The organism is Neisseria sp. P0001.S005 (genome assembly GCF_051963715.1).
In genome coordinates this window covers 1-484 of sequence record NZ_JBQCTZ010000574.1, presented here as the reverse complement: position 1 = coordinate 484, position 484 = coordinate 1, and the positions used below count along the sequence as shown (strand labels likewise).

The window sequence follows — 484 nt, the reverse complement described above, 5'->3', positions numbered from 1 at the left end:
GTGTTTCTTGATCCGCCGTTTGCATGGGAAGATTGGCAAAATCTGTTTATCCGATTGCAAAGCCACTTGAAAAATGGGGCAATGGTCTATATTGAAGCAGGGAAGCTGCCTGAAAAACCGGATTGGCTGGAAGTTTATCGGGAAGGAAAGGCGGGAATGAGTAGGTTTGAATTATTGCTCTATTCGCAAGTTGCTGAATAGTATAGAATTTGAGAATCATTCCCAAGGTGTAAAACATTCTTTCAAACGGATTGTTCCGACGTCATTTGTGCTATAATCCGCGCCCAATCGGTTTTGATAATTTAAGAAAAAAGGAAATAGAAATGTCGCTCTTTATTACAGATGAGTGCATTAACTGCGATGTGTGCGAACCGGAATGCCCTAATGATGCCATTTCGCAAGGTGAAGAAATTTACGAAATCAATCCAAATTTGTGTACGCAATGTGTAGGCCATTACGATGAGCCTCAGTGCCAACAGGTATG

General features: G+C 41.5%; 2 protein-coding genes. Both read left to right on the top strand.

Annotated features, from left to right (window positions below):
- Nucleotides 1-201 (top strand): RsmD family RNA methyltransferase (locus tag ACTHSP_RS21760; protein ID WP_440346977.1); only part of this gene is annotated, 201 nt, incomplete at its 5' end.
- Between the two features lie 122 nt (nt 202-323).
- The coding region (locus tag ACTHSP_RS21755; RefSeq protein WP_440346978.1) for a YfhL family 4Fe-4S dicluster ferredoxin at nt 324-484 on the top strand (161 nt) is incomplete at its 3' end.